Source organism: Streptomyces sp. SID5910, from assembly GCF_009862125.1.
Lineage (GTDB): Bacteria > Actinomycetota > Actinomycetes > Streptomycetales > Streptomycetaceae > Streptomyces.
Genome location: NZ_WWHX01000278.1, coordinates 1 through 286 on the forward strand (window position 1 = coordinate 1; position 286 = coordinate 286).

The 286-nt window shown below is 70.6% G+C and carries 1 protein-coding gene; it reads right to left on the reverse strand.

Going from position 1 to position 286, the window contains the following annotated elements; genetic code table 11:
• Window positions 1-286 (reverse strand): ketoacyl-synthetase C-terminal extension domain-containing protein (locus GTW67_RS09425; RefSeq protein ID WP_272920476.1); only part of this gene is annotated, 286 nt, incomplete at both ends.

Consider the following 286-nt stretch of genomic DNA (forward strand, 5'->3'; position numbering starts at 1 on the left):
CCTCCGACTTCGCCGACACCACCCACGGCACGACAACCGGCGGTTCGGTGGCCGCGGTCGGCTCCTCCTCAAGGGCCGGAGCCTCCTCCACGATGACGTGCGCGTTGGTGCCGCTGATGCCGAACGACGACACACCCGCCCGACGCGGCTCGTCGCCCTCGGGCCAGGGCATGGCGTCCGTCAGCAGTTCGACGGCGCCGGCCGACCAGTCCACGTGAGTGGAGGGTTCGTCGACGTGCAGGGTCTGCGGCAGCAGGCCGTGCCGCATCGCCAGCACCATCTTCAT